This is a genomic window from Lysinibacillus sp. BPa_S21 (assembly GCF_023337795.1).
In the GTDB taxonomy this organism is placed as follows: Bacteria; Bacillota; Bacilli; order Bacillales_A; family Planococcaceae; genus Lysinibacillus.
In genome coordinates this window covers 68,673-85,262 of the sequence record NZ_JALIRS010000012.1, presented here as the reverse complement: position 1 = coordinate 85,262, position 16,590 = coordinate 68,673, and the positions used below count along the sequence as shown (strand labels likewise).

Sequence of the window (16,590 nt, the reverse complement as noted above, 5' to 3'; positions counted from 1 at the left end):
TTTATTGTGTTATGAAAAAGCAAATAGTGTTAAAACTACAGCTACGGCAGTACAGATTCCTAAGAACCACCATGTATCTGTAAAGTCCTCTTTGGAGTCACTATTCATGTAAAGTACTTCCTTTCTTTTTTACTTTAATCTGTCCGTTCCAAGACCAATTCGTCCATACACGCAATACAGTTTCAAATGGTCCGCGTTTAAATTTCTTGAAATAGGCAAGGCTGAAAACACATTGCAAGCTATATAAGGCGATTCCAAATAAAATACCGCCAAATACACCGAGCTTGCCGTATAAGCCTAGACCATATCCATAAAATACTGTTGTACAAATAATGGTTTGCATTAGATAATTGGTTAAAGATAGTTTACCGACACTCTCGAAGGCAGGAGCGAGACGTTGTACAGGGCGAGTTTTATATACTAAAGCTGCAAGGCAGACATAGCCAACTGCTAATAATTCAGATCCACCTGTTAATAACATTCCGGAAAAATTGCTTTCTATAAAACTAAGACTCTTACAAGCTAGCCCTATTGGAACAAGCAGAGCGCCGAGCTTATACCATTTCTTTTCGTCATCCATATTCATAAAAGCTTGCTTCTTCGCGAGCCCCATACCGAAAAGAGTCAATGAAGTGGTAACCATTGGTGCGAGGAAAATTAATAAGAAAATGACTAAACCTGCATCATCCATGCCAGGAGGTAGAGTATTTGCACGGAAATCATAAATGTCTAAGTAGCTTCCATTAGCGTATACATTGTCGGCTTTCTCAACAAAGGTTGCTATTTCTTGCTGTTCTTTTTTAGTTTTTTCAACGGAACCAAATGTTAAGCTGGTAATCAGTATTAAGAAGATGCCAGACCAAATAAATAAAGTTTTTGGTTTGCGATTAATAAATGGGATTAAACACAATATCATAAAGCCGTAGGAAAATAATATATCGCCTTCCCATAAAAGCGTTGAATGTAGTAAACCTAAGGCGATTAACCCAGTTGCACGGCGTAAAATGGACCATCGACTCTTATCTTTTTTTCTACGAATAGACTCTATAAGTTTAATAAGAGAGAAGCCGAATAAAATGGTGAAGGTCGGCATAAAGGAACCTTCAATAAAGATTTTTACAAAGTACCAGGCTCCATTATCGAGGGCGGACAGATCTTTTAGTTCATCTTTGCCATACATGCCAAACTGGAAAATCAATAGATTTGCCATTAAGATGCCGAATAAGCTAAACCCACGCATTGTATCTATGAAGGTAACACGGTTAGTTGTCATTGCGTTTTATCTCCTTAATTGGTTATCTTATACATAGTGTATTTGGGAAAGCTTATGGTGAAATAATGGCTACCTTAAAGTAATCTTAAAAGAAGGTGATAGCATGCAAGACGCATCAATTTTAGTATTAGAGGACGAACATGCAATTGCAGAAATGATTGAAATTATCTTAAGAAAAGAAGGGTTTTTAAACATTACTCTCTGCAAATCTGTTCAAGAAGCAAAGAAGAAAATTGAAACGCAGGTTTTTGATTTTTATCTATTAGATATTATGCTCCCGGATGGTAGTGGACTTGATATGGCGAATATGATTCGAGAGCAAAGTGAAGCGCCTATATTCTTTTTAACTGCAAAAGGTAGTGATGCGGATAAGCTTCGTGGTTTTATGAATGGGGCTGACGATTATATTACGAAACCATTTAACCCACTTGAGCTTGTTGCAAGGGTCAAGGTCCAGCTTACAAGATATTTGAAGAAAAAGGATGTGCCTAAAAGTCATTTGTTTTCATGCAGTCGATTTACATTCGATATCGATGCGGCAGAGGTGACTGTAAATGGCACAAAGGAAATTATTAGCGGTAGGTTATTTTATTTATTGAAATATTTATGTGAAAATGCAGGGCAAGTGTTATCGAAGGAACAAATTTACGAACGCGTATGGGGTGACTGTTTGTTTGATGATAATACCGTAATGGTACATATTCGAAAACTGCGAGAAAAAATAGAAAAGAATCCAGGTAAGCCAACCTGCATTATTACTGTAAGGGGTATTGGTTATAAACTTGTTGGAGACGTTCAATCATGAAGCCAGCTAGAAGATTAACGCTTCGTTTTGTATCTTATTTCATCATATTTTATTTACTAATCATTTCTGGCTTTATTATTAGTTTTGTGTTTTTTGCTAGCTTTATTAATGGTCATGTCGGTGATGATATTCATATCATGTCTTCCTCTGAAATTAAAGATGATGCTATCGTTGAAAATGGGGAATCCATTAAAATTGCTGATTATTTAGTGGAGCGAGCTGAGGAGAACTTAGGGCAATTATATTTGTTCAATCGATCGATGGACATTGTTGATTACACAGGAGACAAATGTGAACTATGTAGCTTGACAGATAACGAAATAATGTCTCTTAAACGGCCAGGGATGCACACGTGGGCGATTCCTAAATACCATTTATTATTCCTCCCGGCTTTCCCCGTACAACCGCTTTTTGAAGAAGCGGTTCAGGATTGGAAGGAAAAAGGTGAGATTTCTTCAGAGCTACTCCAACGTTTACAGGATAAGAAGGCTTCTGTTGAAATCTATAATGAACAGTGGGATCGTGTAGAAGTCATTGGTGAGCGTTATAAAAAGTTAAATAAGCCTCAGTTGATAGAAGAAAAATACGATATTTTTGAGAATAAAGAACTTACACAAAATGTAGCGTTAGAGGATGGCTCGACATTTGTTGTACGGATGCCAAATCCAGCGTATAAGCCATTTGACGAGCCTTTTAATAAAGCGATGGTGCTATTCGTTTCCGTGTTCTTTGGTGGACATATTATTGTGTTAATAGGGATCCTCTTTTTATCGATTAGTATTTCCCGTCAATTTGTTCGTCCGCTTGTTTATGTAATATCTCGTATCGAGCGACTAACGCAATTTAACTACAGTAAAGAAAGGGATAAAAGTATCCATCATCGGAAGACAGGGAAGCTAAAGAGGAAGTTTAAATTATTCCAGCCTGTCGATGAATCGATTAATAACTTATCAGAACGTCTTTCCTCCAATGAAAGACAAATTAAGCATGCAGAGCAATTACGCGAGGAATGGATAACGGGCTTATCGCATGATTTAAAGACACCTTTAAGCTCGATTTATGGCTATTCAACAATGCTTGCTTCTGAGGATTATGAGTGGACGAAAGAAGAAATGCGCGTCTTTGCCACTACGATGCAGGAGAAGGCAACGTATATGGATGCCCTTATAGGAGACTTAACCTATACGTACCAACTGAAAAATAGAGCGATACAGCTTGAAAAAGTGTTGATACCACTCAATGTATGGTTACCTCAATTAGCTGATGAGCAAGTGTCTGTAAAGGTTTATGGGGATGTTATGCTTGAAGCGGACGAGCTTTTATTAAAGCGCATTTTAGATAATCTTATAACCAACGCTAAAAAATATACGCCTGAAGGTACAAAGGTAAACGTAGAAGCGCAAAATGTAGGCCAGGAGATCATGCTAACCATTGCTGACCAAGGTCCTGGGATTCCTCAGGAGGAGCTCGATAACCTTTTTGAGCGATATTATCGTGGTACTAATACAACGGACGATACAACGGGTACAGGTCTAGGATTGGCTATTACTAAGCAGTTAATTGATCTACATAACGGTACCATTAGTGTTCAATCAGGAGCGGAAGGTACAGTCTTTGTAATGAAATTTAAATGTAAGTAGCAGTTTCTGGCCTAAAAGTTGGGGTATTTTTTGAAGATTTATCAGAATTAAATCTCGTTTTATCGGAAAAATTTCAGTTTTTATCGACTAGGGCGATTCATCGGACGCCCCAGTGCGAAAGCAAAGCTCTCAGTCGGAACGGAAATCAACTCCACGTTATGGCTGATGGCTAGTTTTTGATTGAAGAAGTAAAGTAAAACACTGTTATTTAGGGCAGTACAAGTGATGAAACATTCACCTTGTACTGCCTTTTTTGCGCTATTTGAGTATTAGAGTGTAATTTTTTAGGGGATTACCCCTATATGAACGGCTCACTCTTAAACCTATTATTAAGGTGTAAAAGTTGTATACGAAAGACAGCATGATAAGGAGGATATACACATGAAGACTTCTTTTAAAGTAGTCATCGTTGGAGGAGGAACTGCTGGTATTTCGGTAGCGGCACGCTTACTCCGTCAATCTCATTCGCTTCAAGGGGAGATTGCCATCATAGATCCTGCAGAAAAACATTATTATCAACCACTTTGGACATTGGTGGGAGGTGGTGCAGCAAATAAGTGGGACTCTGAACGTGAGATGCTTTCTGTTATCCCAGAAGGAGCTGTTTGGTTAAAAGAGGCTGTTAGTAGTTTTGACCCCAATCAAAATCAGGTAATAACACTAGATGGTACAACATACACGTATGACTTTTTAGTAGTTGCTGGTGGGATAGAAATTGACTGGGGAGCTATTAAAGGGCTGAAAGAGGCGTTGGGGACTAAAAGTGTATGTAGTAATTATTCTTTTAAACATGTGGATTATACATGGGATACGATCCGCAATTTTAAAGAAGGAACTGCATTGTTTACACATCCAAACTCTCCGGTAAAATGTGGCGGTGCTCCACAAAAAATTATGCATTTAGCAGAGGACCATTTTAATAAAGTCAATGTTCGTGACAATATTAATGTTATTTTTGGCTCGGCCAATCCAGCTATTTTCGATGTTTTGAAATATCGTGAAGCGCTTGAAAAAGTTATAGAGCGGAAAAATATTGATGCTCGATTCCGTCGTAATTTGATTGAAATTAAGGCTGATGAAAAAATAGCTATTTTTGAAAATTTAGATACGGGCACAGTTGAAGAAATTAAATACGACATGATTCATGTGACACCTTATATGTGTTCACCCGAGTTTATACGAACAAGTGCATTAGCAGACGAATGTGGCTGGGTAGATGTTGATAAATTTACTTTGCAGCATAAAAAGTATGGCAATGTGTTTGGAATAGGTGACAATGCCAATCTACCAACATCTAAAACGGGGGCAGCTATACGCAAGCAAGCTCCTATCGTTGCACAAAATCTTATTGCTTTAATGAGACAACAGCCAATGACGCAAATGTATGATGGCTACTCTTCTTGCCCAATTGTAACAGGCTACAACAAACTGATATTGGCGGAGTTTGACTACAGTAAAGAGCCTGTCGAATCTATGCCTTTCAACCAGGCAGTAGAAAGATCCAGTATGTATTTCATGAAGAAGGATTTACTACCTGTTATGTACTGGGATGGAATGTTGAAGGGCACTATGTAATTACGAATGAAGGGAGGCGACAGGCGTGGCTAATGCAACGATAAGCATGAGCGAGGAATTATTTCAAATACTCGAAACGCTTGAAAAACCAGATGTTCGACACTCTTTACAGCGATTGTTAGAAAAATTACCGAATGTAGAGCAAACGATAGAATCAGCAGAAAATGTAGTGGATTTTGGAAAAACGGTGCTAACGGATGAAAAGATAATAAATCGATACGAGCAATTTGTCTCTACGTATAACGTAGGCTCAGAAACGATAACGGCTATTGTACAGCTAATGGAGAAATTGCCAAAGCTTGTTCAAATCATTCATCAGTTAGAAAACATTATTGATTTTGTCACAGTAGTACTTCAGGATAAGCAAACAACAGACTATACAATGAATAATTTAAAGGGCTATGTCGATCCATATGTTGAAAAAGGAAAGACAGGTTTGGATTTCTTGAAAATGGTACAGCAAAGAGCAGAAGAAAAGCCTCAGCATATTAATGTTTTTTCAATTGTTAAATGGATGAAAGATCCTTCTGTTCAAAAATCACTTAATTATGTCCAATCTGCATTAGATATTTTAAAAGAAAAAAACTAATTATAAAGGGGAGTTTTACACATGTTATTACGATATTTTTACGATGAAAAATTAGCACACGCTTCTTATGTTGTGGGATGTCAGGCGAAAGGTGAAATGGTCATTATTGACCCGATGCGTAATATTGAGCCCTATCTTGCATTAGCAGAAAAAGAAAAGATGCAAATTGTTGGTGCGTTAGAAACGCATATCCATGCCGATTTTGTAGCTGGGTCTCGTGAGTTAGCAGACCGTGTTGGAACAACGATGTATATTTCTGACGAAGGGGATGCTGATTGGAAGTATCAAAACCTTGAAGGAATTCCTCATCAATTATTAAAAGATGGTGATGAATTTACTATAGGTAATCTTATTTTTAAAGTTATGCATACACCAGGACATACACCAGAAAGTATTTCTTTCTTATTAACAGATCGTGGCGGCGTAGCAAATAAACCAATGGGGATTTTTACAGGTGACTTTGTTTTTGTAGGTGATATCGGACGCCCTGATTTGTTAGAAAAGGCTGCTGGTATTCAGGGTACATCACTATCTGGTGCAAAAGCGATGTTTAAATCATTAGAACGTTTTAAGGCTTTACCAGATTACATGCAAATATGGCCAGCTCATGGAGCAGGAAGTGCTTGTGGTAAAGCATTAGGAGCTGTGCCATCTTCGACGGTGGGGTATGAGAAGCAATTCAACTGGGCTATGCAATTTGATGATGAACAAAAATTTATTGACGCGTTACTAGATGGTCAACCGGAGCCTCCTTATTATTTCGCTGTTATGAAGCGTGTTAATAAAGTAGGGATAGAACTTCTTAAGAATTTACCACCAGTAAAGGCAGTGTCCAACTATGAAGAGATTACTCAACTTCTTGCAGATGGAACGCAAGTGATTGATACTAGACCGGCTGAAGATTTCTCACAAGAATTTATCGCAGGTACACTAAACATCCCTTACAATAATTCATTAACCAATTGGGCTGGTTGGCTAGTAGATTATACAAAACCATTATATTTATTGATTAATCCTTCTCAACTAGATGATATTTTAATAGCATTACGTTCTATCGGTATAGACAATGTTGTTGGCTATGGAGACGTGACAAAAATATTGGAAGAGGCTAATTCTCTAGAAAGTTATGAAAATATAACTCCTTTAGAAGCGAAATCATTAATTGAAAGTGAACAAGTTCATGTGCTTGATGTGCGCAATCAAACAGAATTTGATGCAGGGCATATTGAAAATGCTCAACATATTATGGTTGGTACACTAGCTAAACGTTTAGATGAATTGCAAATAACTAAAAAAATTATTGTTCAATGTCAAGGCGGTGCTCGTTCTGCAATTGCTGTAAGTGTACTAAAAGCAAATGGCATTCACGACGTTGTAAATTTAACGGGTGGCTATATGGCTTGGCAACAAGAGGCAGTGACTAAATAAATGAGGTTGTTTTCTAAAAGAAAAATAGCATACTAGTAAGCCTAGTCTGCTATTTTTTCTTCGTTTAGTGCTTTATAGAGGCATCTTAGGAGGAAATTCTTATTTTTAATTAAAGGTTTTAATAAGGTGTTATGACACTTATACATGGTCGTCAGTAGAAAGCAAAACGGATTTAGACAACCTTTTTTCTCGGTAAAAGGGGTTAAAAAATGATTATTGTAAGTTTGAGTATATTCCTTCTTATTGTTGGTAGAATTATTTATAAACGACGTATCCCGGTACGTCAAATACAGAAGTGTTTACTACAAGAGTTGAATGCGGGAATGGCGATAGTGGATGTACGTGATTATAATGACTCTTATAAATCACCTACACCAAATGCATTAAATTTACCAATAGCTTATTTAGTACGTCATATACATGAACTACCAAAAAAACCCCTTCATATTATTGCATCAACACAGCTAGAAAAAAATATGAGTGTTCGTATCATTCGGAAAGCAGGGCATGAAGTGAGGAGTTATAGCTTGATAGAAGAAAAAGTATAGGGTCAAGTATGCTGATTGGTAACAAGTAAACTTAAAGGGAGGCTTTATGTCTTTTTTAACTTCTTTCAGCTGAAGTTTCCCACTTCTATAGGTGGTGAGTTGAATGCAGTTTTAAGTCACTTTTCAGCAAGTGTCCAAACATCCGCTGAAATAAAGGAACTCAGTCTAAAAACGCCACGTCCTGTGGCAACGACTGAGTGACCAACATCGTGTTGGCCTAAAGCCTCCGGCGGATGTCGCGGAATCGGAGAGGAGTTCTTTGTGCAAGCACAAAGCCGATTCCGGACGCAATTATGCCGAGGCATAATTGATCTAGGAGTGTGTTTAAATTGGAGAAAGAACAGCTGAAAAATAAATATTTACAGCAAATATTTCAATATATTCAAGATGGCATTATCATAATGAATCACAACCGTGAAATTTTAATGATGAATCCCTCGGCGAAGCGGTTAACGGGATGGAAATTAGGAGAGCGAGTGCCCTTTTGTTCATTTTGTGAAAACCGTCAAAAGTCTCCAAAAGAACATACATGTTATTTAATAGAGCATAATGAGGTTCCCTACTTTTTATCGAAAATGCCGACGTATCATGGCAGTAAGATAGATGTTGAAATGAGTACGGCACTGATGTATACAGACGGTAAAACAAACGAGCAAGAGTTTCTTCTTGTTTTGCGCGATCAAACTCTTCAACTAAAGGAAGAAGAGGCTCGGATTTCGAAGCTTATTATTAAAAAGCTAATTGAGGCCAAGGAGGAAGAACATAAAAGGCTTGCGCAGGAATTACATGATGGCGTAGGTCAATCATTATATACAATATCTGTTGCTCTACAAGCGATTGAATCTTATGTCAAAGACAATGAAAAGCTAAATACTTATATTGAAGAAGTACGCAATGAGCTAGAGCAAGTAATGAGTGATATTAAATTGTATTCCTATCAGCTTCGCCCCCATAGCATAGATCAGTTAGGGATTTCGCCTACATTAGACACCCTTGTCGATTCAGTGCAAAAGGTACATCCTAATATTGCGATAATGTTAGAAACAGATTTTGAAGAACGGTGTCATCCTTCTGTAGAAATCAATATTTATCGCGTCGTGCAGGAGGCTTTACACAATATTATTAAATATGCGAAGGCCTCTAAGGTCGTCATACGACTCGAAAAGAAAGCTTCGAATTTATCACTCTATATAGAAGATAATGGCGTAGGGTTTGATCTGCAGTACGTGAAAAAAGAAGGACTCGGTTTAAAGCATATGGAGGAGCGAATTACACTGTTAGGTGGATCTTTTAATATTAATTCGGCTCACAATAAAGGTACTCAAATTAGCATTCAAGTACCTAATTGGAAGGATGACTTTAGATGATTCGTGTTTTAGTAGTAGATGATCATGTGCTAATCCGTAAAGGGATTGTTCTTTTATTGGAAAATTATATAGATATAGAGGTTGTAGGTGAAGCGGGTGATGGAGCAGAGGCCATCATTCAGGCAACTTCATTAAACCCAGATGTCATTTTAATGGACGTATCCATTCCGAATGGGTTAGATGGATTTACGGCTACTCAAGAAATTCATAAGCAAATGCCTAACGTGAAAATTATTATGTTAACAATGCACAATGAAGTTGCTTATATTCAAAAAGCGATTGCTGTTGAAGCCAATGGCTATATTTTAAAAAATAGTCAAGGTGGAATTCTATACGAGGCTATCCATGCTGTATATAGTGGTCGCATATATTACAACGTAGGTATTCCTCAAGAACAGCTGGATAAATTATTTGAACATAAGGGGCATGAAGATCAATGCATTTTAACTGTGCGTGAGCAGGAGATAATGAGGTTAACAGTTCTAGGGTATACGAATATCCAAATTGCTGGGCAGCTATATATTAGTAGTAAAACGGTTGAAAATCATAAATCAAATATTATGCAAAAGCTCAATTTAAGTAATAAAGCTGAGCTTATTCAGTATGGGCTAACAAATAACTATATGTAACAACTTGTTACTGTGCAGTATGTAATTGAAATATGTCTCTTCTGCAACATTAACATTCCGGCTAGGCGCTTTGTATGCAAGAAAAGCGACAGCTACAATTAAGCCAAGGTGAAATTGAAGGATACACATTTTTAAAATTATTCCTTTGCCAACAAGCTAAGATCACTTGAAATATGAGTGATCTTTTTTTGTTTTTTAGGAATAATTTTTAATATTGTCACAGTGAGTAAGCTAATAGTGGAAAACCCCTATATGTCTGAAATTGCAGCAGGACTATACTGAAAGCACATAAATAAAAGGAGATGCAAGCACAGTGGATATAACATTTATAATTGTGATTTTCCTGATTGGATTCGTTGGATCCTTTGTGTCCGGTATGTTGGGGATAGGCGGTTCAATCATTAAATACCCAATGCTGCTATATATACCACCACTCTTTGGCTTAGCGGCATTTTCCGCACATGAAGTTTCAGGTATTAGTGCGGTACAAGTGTTTTTTGCTTCGATTGCAGGGGTTTGGGCGTATCGAAAAGGTGGATATCTTAATAAGCCCCTCATTCTTTATATGGGGGGAGCCATTTTAGCTGGTAGCTTTGTTGGGAGCTACGGATCACAGTTTTTGTCTGAAAGTGGTGTGAATGTCGTATACGGGATTTTAGCCTTGATTGCAGCTGTGATGATGTTTATTCCTAAGAAACAAATTGATGATAAGCCGATGAATGAAGTAACTTTCAACAAGCCGTTAGCCGCTATTTTAGCATTTATTGTTGGGATTGGCTCAGGGATCGTTGGTGCTGCAGGTGGTTTCTTGCTTGTTCCGATTATGCTTGTAGTACTTGGGATCCCAACGCGCATGACGATTGCTACTAGTTTGGCCATTACGTTTATCTCTTCAATCGGCGGAACAATCGGTAAGTTAATGACAGGGCAAGTCGAATACTATTCCGCAGGTATTATGATAGTGGCAAGTTTACTGGCGGCGCCTCTAGGGGCAAAAGTAGGTAAAAAAATGAATACGAAAATTTTGCAAAGTATATTAGCCGTACTCATCTTAGCGACGGCGATTAAAATTTGGGTTGATTTATTATGATGAAAAAACAAAAAGTGGTTGCCTATAAATCACATGAAAGAAAGCTAATAATTATAAGTTTTTTAGTAGCGGGGATAATGTTTCTTTCAATCATTGGAAGAATTTTTGGTACCTAGGAGATGAAATAAAATGAATGATTCAGCTGTAATGTGGAGTCGGGCCTTAACGGAGTTAACATTATCATTCCATATCGTTTACGCAACAATTGGCGTCGGTATACCTTTAATGATTATGATTGCTCAATGGGTGGGATTAAAAAATAATGACGAACACTATTTATTACTCGCAAGAAGATGGGCAAGAGGGTTTGTGATTACTGTGGCAATCGGGGTTGTCACTGGTACTGCCATTGGATTGCAGCTATCACTACTATGGCCAAACTTTATGGAGTTGGCTGGTCAGGTGATCGCATTACCATTGTTTATGGAAACATTTGCGTTCTTTGTTGAAGCAATTTTCTTAGGGCTTTATTTATATACATGGGATCGATTTAAAAATCCGAAGCGACATCTATTATTATTGGTCCCAGTAGCGATTGGTGCTTCTATGTCGGCTGTTTTTATTACGATTGTGAATGCCTTTATGAATGCACCGCAGGGCTTTGACCTTGTAGATGGAGAGCTTGTAAATATCCAACCTGTATTAGCGATGCTAAATCCTGCAATGCCAACGAAGGTAGCGCATGTATTAGTAACATCTTATATGACGGCAGCATTTTTATTAGCTTCTATTGCAGCTTATCGTATGCTGCGAGGGTCGAAGCATGTGTATCATAAAAAAGCATTACATCTTTTACTGAAACTTGGACTAGTATTTTCGCTAGCAGCACTCATTGTAGGTGATTTTTCTGGGAAGTATTTAGCGGAATATCAACCTGAGAAATTAGCTGCTGCTGAATGGCATTTTGAAACAAAAGAGGATGCTTCGCTTGTGTTATTTGGAGTATTAGATGGGGAAGAAGTAAAATATGCTATCAAAGTACCGTACGCATTGAGCGTATTGGCGCATAATAATCCTTTCGCAGAAGTAAAAGGTTTAGATCAATTTCCTGAGGACGAACAGCCGCCACTTTATATCCATTATTTGTTTGACATCATGGTAGTTATCGGAACTTTCCTAATTGTCGTTGCAGCTATTTATGTGCTAGGTAAGTTGCGAGGGTGGAAGTTTATTTCTTCAAAAAGTTTTAAGAGAATAGTATTGGCAGGTGGACCGCTATCGCTTATTGCTGTTGAGGCAGGATGGTGGTTTGCGGAAGTAGGGCGTCAACCTTGGATTCTTCGTGGTTATATGAAAACGGCGGAAGGTGCTACAACAAGTGGTCAAGTCGATACTATGCTAATACTATTTGCAGGGCTGTACATTATTTTAGCAATAGGGAGTATCGTAGTGCTTATTCGTATGTTCCGTAACAATCCGATTGAACGTGAGATTGAAGAACATAAACAAGTGGAAGGATGTGCAGGGCAATGAGCTTAGAAATATTAGGAATTTCGGTATTGTGGTTATTTCTATTCGGCTATGTCATTGTTGCGTCCATAGACTTTGGAGCGGGCTTCTTTAATGCTTATAGTGTCTTAATAAGTAAAGATCATATATTAGCAAATGTGATTAAGCGCTATTTATCTCCGGTGTGGGAAATTACGAATGTCTTCCTTGTATTTTTCTTTGTTGGAACGGTAGGTTTCTTTCCTCAAACGGCATATTATTATGGCACAATTTTGCTAGTGCCAGTCAGTATCTCATTAATATTAATTGCAATTAGAGGGAGTTATTATGCATTTGAATCCTACAGTGGAAAAGGCGGTCATATCGGATATACAATGATGTACGGAATTACTGGTTTATTTATACCTGCATCCCTTTCTATTGTATTGACGATATCTGAGGGAGGGTTCGTAAAAATTGTAAATGACGAACCGCATTTACAATTTGCAAAACTTTTCACCAATCCGTTAACGTGGTCTATTGTGCTATTAAGTATAGTGGCAGTTTTATATATTTCAGCTGTTTTCCTAACATGGTATGGAAAAAGAGCACAAGATGAACATGCTTCTAATTTAATGAGAAAGTATGCACTCGGTTGGTCTTTGCCGCTCATAATAAGTGTAATAGGGATTATGGTGGAGTTAAAGGGACATGTGCCCGAGCATTACGAAAATATGTTAGATCTGTGGTGGCTTTTCGCCATTTCAGGTGTGCTATTTCTTATAACGCTAGTTCTTCTATTTAAAAAGAAAAACTATGGCATAGCTGTCTTTTTAATGGTTGCCCAATTTGGATTTGCATTTTTCGGCTATGGTATTTCGCATTATCCGTATTTACTGTATCCGTATATCTCAGTCTATGATAGCTTTACAAATGAAACAATGGCAATTGCATTAGTGATAGCGTTTGTTGGAGGATTAGTTCTACTCATACCTTCACTATATTTAGTAATGAAATGGTTTGTGTTTGATCGTGATTATGCTTGCGGTAAACACGATCACCATGTATAGGGGGAACTATAATGAATCAATTTATTATTTTGTATGCACCTTTTCTCGTAGTAGCTATTAGCATTATGATTGGCTTTTGGATAGGACCGAAAGATCGTCAAATTAAATAGATTACAGACGCTAATCCTAAGGAGTCTGTTTTATCGTATAAATTAATTAAATAGGATAGAAGTTCAAAAAAGGAGCTATATGGAAAGTCTGAGTGATTGACTTTCTATATAGCCCCTTTTGTTTATCTGTTATTTTACTTCATGCAGCGCTCTGATGGTCGCTCGATTTTTACATAGCGCCACAAGCTATTAGCGATATCACGTGCCTCTTCTGCGTGTTCGGTTCCAACGAATGCTTTACGGAAAGGTGTAAGAAGTGATTCGATGATAAAGAGCTTTGGCTTTTCGCGCTGTAGTTCCTCTAATAAGAATTCTACATATTCTAAGCCTTCCGCTGTTTCATTCTTAGGCAATCCTTTTTTAAAGCCTGTTAATTGCTCGATGACCGTCGCCTTGTCTACAGTTTTATAGTTCGCGACGTTTTGTATCGTGTTGATCATTTCCGTACTAATGAGGATTTCTTTTGATTCAAGCATAACGGGTATAATTACGCTAATATTGCGTAATGCTACACGTACAATGGCTTCGCGATTTATATATTTATAATCAGCAATTAAGACAGCACGTATTGATAGGTTAATCATACCAAGTGTCTGCACAGCACATTCGTAGCTAATTGGACTAACTTCTTCTCCGAAAACTTGTACAAGTCGATTAGCAAGCCACTCCAGTTCTTGTAAATGATAGTTTAAAATAATTTTTTTCAGTTCATTATCACGAGAATGGAAAACCGATTCAAAAATTTGAATTAAATTATGTTCTCGATTGACATACATGAGTACTGCAACTTGTTGAGTTAATACTTCCAAATCAGTAGGGTCTTTGCCATAAAGAAGTTCGTGGCGGCGATTACTGGCCTCCTCGCGCCCTTCATCTAATATGGCGATTAAGCATTCATTTTTAGAAGAAAAATGATTATAAAATGTACCCTTTGAAATTTTAGCTGCACTAATGATGTCGTTAATCGATGCATCTACGAATCCTTTTTCAATAAAAAGAGCACGGGCAGCAGTAATGATTTGTCTTTTTCTTTTGTTCATAACCTCACCTTTTTTAAAATATTATACTCTTATTCTATATCTAAAACGCCTATATATCAATGTTTTAAAAATTTATAGACTTAATTCTTGAAAAAAGTAGACTGCGAGTATAAAATAAGTTTTATCGAAAAAAACAAGAAAGAATTGAGGGATATAAATGAATAGTGGTCAAACACTGAAAAAGCCCCCCTATGGAATGATTTCAATTTTATTTGTGGGTGCTTTTGTTGCTTTTCTTAATAACACATTGTTAAATGTTGCATTACCAACAATCATGAAAGATTTTGATATAACGTATTCAACAGTACAATGGCTTGCAACAGGTTATATGCTTGTAAGTGGTATTTTAGTACCTGCTTCAGCATTCTTCGTAACACGCTTTAAAAATAGACATTTATTTATTGTAGCGATGTCAGTCTTTACAATCGGTACGATTATGGCTGGATTTGCACCTAACTTCGGTACACTTTTAGCAGGTCGTATGGTGCAAGCAGCAGGTGCTGCAAGTATGTCACCACTTTTAATGAATGTAATGCTGATTAGTTTCCCAAAAGAAAAACGCGGTGCAGCAATGGGGATTTTCGGTTTAGTTATGATTTCCGCGCCAGCGATAGGTCCTACATTATCTGGATATATTGTTGAGCACCATGATTGGCGTATGCTATTCCAAATGATTATTCCATTTGCTGTAATTAGTTTATTATTTGGTATTTGGAAATTAGAAAACGTGATGGAAACACGTGAAGTTCATTTGGATTTCCCTTCAGTCCTATTATCAACAATAGCGTTCGGTGGTATTCTATATGGTTTCAGTACTGCAGGGGATAAGGGCTGGTCAAGTCCTTGGGTATACGGCACAATTTCAGTTGGCCTTCTTGCTTTAATTATCTTCATATTTAAACAACTACGTATGGATCAACCTTTACTTGAATTACGTATTTATAAATATCCAATGTTTGCACTTGGATCTGCTATCTCGGTTATCGTATCAATGGCTATGTTCTCTGGGATGATTTTAACACCTGCTTATGTACAATCGATTCGTGGAATTGATCCATTTAAAGCGGGCTTAATGATGCTTCCAGGGGCACTTGTAATGGGGATTATGTCGCCGATTACAGGGAAACTTTTTGATAAATTTGGACCTCGTGTATTAGCGATAATTGGTTTAGCGATTACAACAATTGCAACATTCGGTTTAACAAAGTTAGAGTTAGATTCAAGCTATACATTTATCGTGTCTATGTACACAATTCGTATGTTCGGTATGTCAATGGTTATGATGCCAATTATGACAAATGGTTTAAATCAATTACCACAAATGATGAACCCACATGGTACTGCCATTAATAATACTTTACAGCAAGTGGCTGGGGCGATTGGTAGTGCTGTAATGGTAACGCTTATGAATAACCGTACAAAAGCAAAAGCGGAAGAATTAATTGCAGACGCAAAAGCTAATGCAGCGCAATCAGGTGTTGCCCCAACGCCAGAACAAATGCAACAAATGCAGGATCAGATTACGCAAAATGCTTTATTAGAAGGTATTACACATTCATTCTTCATAGCAGCTTGTATTACAGTTCTTGCACTAGTGCTTGCGTTCTTCTTAAAACGCGTTAAAGTTGAAAGCGCAGCAGCTTCTATGGATTTAAAAAAACCAACTAAATAAATTTGATGTTTAGACCTGTTAGTGGAATTTTTCCTTCTAACAGGTTTTTTTAAATAAAAGCAATGAGGTGGTTTGGGCATAACTAAAAAATGTAGTATTACACGAACGATTGCGGGGAAGTTTAAATAGACCAAATAAAAGACATTTTAAAGATTCGAGATGGCTCATCAACAAACGTTGTGCCCGGGAACGTTTTGGTGTAATGTACCTTAAAACTCGAAAACATTGTATTTTTTTTACAGTAGGGACAAAAAAGCAAGCTTAACTACGATATATAGTTACAAAATCAATGAATTTTGAAAAGATTGTCGAAATTGTGATTTAGC

Annotated in this window: 15 protein-coding genes; 13 read left to right on the top strand and 2 right to left on the bottom strand. The window is 37.3% G+C overall.

The features are described 5' to 3' along the window. Nucleotides 1-100: 100 nt before the first annotated feature. Nucleotides 101-1,273, bottom strand: coding sequence for a DUF418 domain-containing protein (locus tag MOK21_RS19575; protein WP_249075633.1), 1,173 nt, complete (start codon nt 1,271-1,273; stop codon nt 101-103). A 103-nt stretch (nt 1,274-1,376) separates the two neighbouring features. Here MOK21_RS19575 and MOK21_RS19570 point away from each other — a divergent pair, with 103 nt between their 5' ends. The 12 genes from MOK21_RS19570 (at nt 1,377) to cydS (ending at nt 13,552) form a co-directional block, all read left to right on the top strand. Continuing rightward, entirely contained in the window at nt 1,377-2,078 is a 702-nt protein-coding gene (locus MOK21_RS19570) for a response regulator transcription factor (RefSeq protein WP_249075632.1), read from the top strand. Further along, on the top strand, nt 2,075-3,718 hold the full coding sequence (locus tag MOK21_RS19565; RefSeq protein ID WP_249075631.1) for a sensor histidine kinase: 1,644 nt from the start codon (nt 2,075-2,077) through the stop codon (nt 3,716-3,718). Before MOK21_RS19570 ends, MOK21_RS19565 begins: the two co-directional genes overlap by 4 nt. 381 nt (nt 3,719-4,099) lie before the next feature. Next, entirely contained in the window at nt 4,100-5,293 is a 1,194-nt protein-coding gene (locus MOK21_RS19560) for an NAD(P)/FAD-dependent oxidoreductase (RefSeq protein WP_249075630.1), read from the top strand. Nucleotides 5,294-5,318: 25 nt separating this feature from the next. After that, nucleotides 5,319-5,882 (top strand): helical membrane plugin domain-containing protein, encoded by a 564-nt coding sequence (locus tag MOK21_RS19555; protein WP_249075629.1) that lies wholly within the window; start codon nt 5,319-5,321, stop codon nt 5,880-5,882. 21 nt (nt 5,883-5,903) lie between these two features. Beyond that, on the top strand, nt 5,904-7,310 hold the full coding sequence (locus MOK21_RS19550) for an MBL fold metallo-hydrolase (protein WP_249075628.1): 1,407 nt from the start codon (nt 5,904-5,906) through the stop codon (nt 7,308-7,310). 209 nt (nt 7,311-7,519) lie between these two features. Beyond that, on the top strand, nt 7,520-7,858 hold the full coding sequence (locus tag MOK21_RS19545; protein WP_249075627.1) for a rhodanese-like domain-containing protein: 339 nt from the start codon (nt 7,520-7,522) through the stop codon (nt 7,856-7,858). Between the two features lie 329 nt (nt 7,859-8,187). Then, nucleotides 8,188-9,225 (top strand): PAS domain-containing sensor histidine kinase, encoded by a 1,038-nt coding sequence (locus MOK21_RS19540; protein ID WP_249075626.1) that lies wholly within the window; start codon nt 8,188-8,190, stop codon nt 9,223-9,225. Next, complete coding sequence (locus MOK21_RS19535) at nt 9,222-9,854, top strand: response regulator (protein WP_249075625.1); 633 nt, start codon at nt 9,222-9,224, stop codon at nt 9,852-9,854. The genes MOK21_RS19540 and MOK21_RS19535 overlap by 4 nt, the downstream gene beginning before the upstream one ends. Before the next feature lie 313 nt (nt 9,855-10,167). Next, nucleotides 10,168-10,944, top strand: coding sequence for a sulfite exporter TauE/SafE family protein (locus tag MOK21_RS19530; protein WP_249075624.1), 777 nt, complete (start codon nt 10,168-10,170; stop codon nt 10,942-10,944). Nucleotides 10,945-11,073: 129 nt separating this feature from the next. Continuing rightward, nucleotides 11,074-12,417, top strand: coding sequence for a cytochrome ubiquinol oxidase subunit I (locus tag MOK21_RS19525; RefSeq protein ID WP_249075623.1), 1,344 nt, complete (start codon nt 11,074-11,076; stop codon nt 12,415-12,417). Next, nucleotides 12,414-13,442: a cytochrome d ubiquinol oxidase subunit II gene (locus tag MOK21_RS19520; protein WP_249075622.1), complete on the top strand. Its 1,029-nt coding sequence runs from the start codon at nt 12,414-12,416 to the stop codon at nt 13,440-13,442. Before MOK21_RS19525 ends, MOK21_RS19520 begins: the two co-directional genes overlap by 4 nt. Before the next feature lie 11 nt (nt 13,443-13,453). Then, entirely contained in the window at nt 13,454-13,552 is a 99-nt protein-coding gene (gene cydS / locus MOK21_RS24020) for a cytochrome bd oxidase small subunit CydS family protein (RefSeq protein WP_374110256.1), read from the top strand. Between the two features lie 134 nt (nt 13,553-13,686). On the opposite strand, the gene MOK21_RS19515 is transcribed toward cydS, so the two are convergent. Continuing rightward, nucleotides 13,687-14,592, bottom strand: coding sequence for a TetR/AcrR family transcriptional regulator (locus tag MOK21_RS19515; protein ID WP_249075621.1), 906 nt, complete (start codon nt 14,590-14,592; stop codon nt 13,687-13,689). A gap of 157 nt (nt 14,593-14,749) precedes the next feature. On the opposite strand from MOK21_RS19515, the gene MOK21_RS19510 reads away from it, so the two are divergent. Then, complete coding sequence (locus MOK21_RS19510; protein ID WP_249075620.1) at nt 14,750-16,264, top strand: DHA2 family efflux MFS transporter permease subunit; 1,515 nt, start codon at nt 14,750-14,752, stop codon at nt 16,262-16,264. Nucleotides 16,265-16,590: the final 326 nt, after the last annotated feature.

What these genes read in the sequence shown, in the direction of transcription:
- MOK21_RS19565 (WP_249075631.1), top strand. Translation starts at nt 2,075, where the DNA reads ATGAAGCCAGCTAGAAGATTAACGCTTCGTTTTGTATCTTATTTCATC.
- MOK21_RS19550 (WP_249075628.1), top strand. Translation starts at nt 5,904, where the DNA reads ATGTTATTACGATATTTTTACGATGAAAAATTAGCACACGCTTCTTAT.
- MOK21_RS19560 (WP_249075630.1), top strand. Translation starts at nt 4,100, where the DNA reads ATGAAGACTTCTTTTAAAGTAGTCATCGTTGGAGGAGGAACTGCTGGT.
- MOK21_RS19535 (WP_249075625.1), top strand. Translation starts at nt 9,222, where the DNA reads ATGATTCGTGTTTTAGTAGTAGATGATCATGTGCTAATCCGTAAAGGG.
- MOK21_RS19545 (WP_249075627.1), top strand. Translation starts at nt 7,520, where the DNA reads ATGATTATTGTAAGTTTGAGTATATTCCTTCTTATTGTTGGTAGAATT.
- MOK21_RS19510 (WP_249075620.1), top strand. Translation starts at nt 14,750, where the DNA reads ATGAATAGTGGTCAAACACTGAAAAAGCCCCCCTATGGAATGATTTCA.
- MOK21_RS19570 (WP_249075632.1), top strand. Translation starts at nt 1,377, where the DNA reads ATGCAAGACGCATCAATTTTAGTATTAGAGGACGAACATGCAATTGCA.
- MOK21_RS19520 (WP_249075622.1), top strand. Translation starts at nt 12,414, where the DNA reads ATGAGCTTAGAAATATTAGGAATTTCGGTATTGTGGTTATTTCTATTC.
- cydS (WP_374110256.1), top strand. Translation starts at nt 13,454, where the DNA reads ATGAATCAATTTATTATTTTGTATGCACCTTTTCTCGTAGTAGCTATT.
- MOK21_RS19575 (WP_249075633.1), bottom strand. Translation starts at nt 1,273, where the DNA reads ATGACAACTAACCGTGTTACCTTCATAGATACAATGCGTGGGTTTAGC.
- MOK21_RS19515 (WP_249075621.1), bottom strand. Translation starts at nt 14,592, where the DNA reads ATGAACAAAAGAAAAAGACAAATCATTACTGCTGCCCGTGCTCTTTTT.
- MOK21_RS19525 (WP_249075623.1), top strand. Translation starts at nt 11,074, where the DNA reads ATGAATGATTCAGCTGTAATGTGGAGTCGGGCCTTAACGGAGTTAACA.